Source organism: Bifidobacterium sp. UBA6881 (assembly GCA_002451435.1).
In the GTDB taxonomy this organism is placed as follows: Bacteria; Actinomycetota; Actinomycetes; order Actinomycetales; family Bifidobacteriaceae; genus Bifidobacterium.
On the sequence record DKCF01000014.1, the window covers coordinates 13,694 to 16,019 of the forward strand.

1 protein-coding gene is annotated in these 2,326 nt (G+C 60.0%); it reads right to left on the bottom strand.

Annotated features, from left to right (window positions below):
- Nucleotides 1-1,810 (bottom strand): FTR1 family protein (locus B3C64_RS01110; protein WP_349679941.1); only part of this gene is annotated, 1,810 nt, incomplete at its 3' end.
- Between the last annotated feature and the right edge of the window lie 516 nt (nucleotides 1,811-2,326).

Genomic DNA, 2,326 nt, shown 5'->3' on the forward strand with positions numbered 1-2,326 from the left:
CCGAAACCGTTCCGTTCGATACCGTATGCTCGGTGGAGGAATCACCCGCGATGGCCACGGCAGCAGCGGCTTCCTGCGCTGCCTTCGATCTGTGTTGCTTCGCGAAGCCGACGACGAACAGCACGACCACGGCGATCGCCGCGACGATCTGCGCCGCGATCGTTTCGGCATACGGATACAGGCCGATCCAATCGTTGGTCGGCACGCTGCTCAGATATGTGCCTTCGACGAGGTCGCCTTCGATCAGCGCGTGCACGCCGCCGCCCGCGAAGATGACGACCAGCACGGCCATCAAAATCGACGTGACGAGGAAGAACGGGCCGATCGGAATCTTCACCGAGGTGAATCGCAACACGAAGAAGATCACGAGCAGCACCACGGCCGCGGCGATGCCACCGACCCACATGCCGTGCGAATCCTGGCTCATCGAATAGATCGATTCGTAGAAGATCACCGTTTCGGCGCCTTCGCGGAACACCGCGAGGAAGCTCAGCAAAGCGAGCGAGGCGATCATGCCGAAGCCCACGCCCTTGTCGGCGCGCGCATTGGCCACGGCCGCCTCGGTTTTGTTGCGGATATACCGGTTCCAGGATTCGACGGAGCTTTTGTTGAGCATCCAATTGCTGGTCCACAGCAGCATGACCATCGCGATCAGCGCGCACACGCCCTCGGAGATCTCCTGGATCGGGCCGGAGCCGCCGAACAGGAACGTGAACAGCACCGCGATCAGCCCCGAAGCCGCAAGACCCGCGAGCACGCCGAGGTAAATCCACTTGGTGAAGCGCTTGTTGCCGGATTTGACGAGATACGCGATCACCGCGGCCACGACGAGCAGCGCTTCCAGACCCTCGCGGATCAGGATGAGGAACGCCTGGCCGGCGGAGCTGGTGATGAGCTTCGTGAAGCCGTTGGCGTCATCGGACGCGCCGCCGTCGAGCGTCGCCGCATCTTCCACAAGCCAGCTTTTCAGGTCGTCGACGAGCTTCTTGATTTCCTTGTCGGAGCCGCCGTCGCGCATGGTCTTGCGGGTCATCTTGAACTGGTATTCGACCTGTGAGACGCGGTTGCCGGAGATCGCGTTCATCACGTTCTTCTCGAAACCGAGTTTTTCGTAATACTGGTAGTAGGCGTTGTTGACGAGGCTGGAGCCCTCCGAACCCTTGCCCGAGACCGCGGCCTTGTACGCCTTGTCGAGGATGACGTTCATTTCCTTGGCGACTTCGCTCCAAGTGCGGTCGCCCTTGCCCTTGGAGGAATTCTTCTTGGCCGCGTCGAGCTTCTTGCGCTCTGCCGCGGTTTCGGCGGCACGCTGCTTCGCGTATTCTCGCGGATTCGCGAGACCGGTATTGGCGTCAAGCGTCTGCGCGGTGGATTCGAGTTCGGCGTTCAACGTCTCGATTCCGGATGCGATCGCCTCGCCCTGGCCCTGCTGGTAGGCAAGTCCTTCCAAATCGGTGAACTGCTTGAGCAGGGCGGTCTGCTTGTCCGCGGAAATGGTGTCGTTGACCGCCTTCGAGAAGTTGGAGGCGTCGTAGCCGATCCAGTGCGCGGTTTGGAACGCGGTGCCGGCCTGGCCGTAGTCGCCGGAATCGTAATGCCGCTCGGCGGTCTGCAACTGCTGCTCAATGTTCTGCGCGACCTCGGTCCATGAATCGAAATCGGTCTGCGAATCATCGGCCGCGAACGCCTGCTGCGGCAGCATGACGGCCACCAGCACCATGGCGAGCGCGAGCATCAACGCCGCGATCAGACGATTGGGAACGAATTCTCGGGAATCCGACGCGAATCGACGCACGCTGCGAGCTGGCATGGAACCGAACCTTTCCTCTCTCTCACTTGCCCGGCGCGGTCATTGCCGCGCCAGAACCATAAGATAAAAAGAAAATTTTCGGAAGAACAGTCTTGATTTTTGAATCAAATTGGTATAGTCATCGAAAAAACGGCGGAATTCCGCCATTTTTATTTTTGACAAGTCTGCGCACCTGTCTCATAATGTGATATTTCGCACCTGCAGGGATGTATTTGGACACACGGAAGCGCACGATGCCGGGAAGCCGACGGGACCCGTTTTCCATAGGCGAGATGCATCACGCTAGCATCATGATATGGGTTCTTCCGCTTCGTACATTTCATCCACGGCATCCTCCCCGCAGGCTCCAGCCACGCCATCCGCCACGGCCGCTCCACCTGCTTCGCACGTTTCATCCACTCCAGCCGCAGCATCCTCTCCGCACACTCCCTCCACACCACCTGCTTCGCGCACCTCACTCACTCCAGCCGCATCATCCGTTCCATCCGCTCCGCACGCTCCTTCCACTCCAGCCAC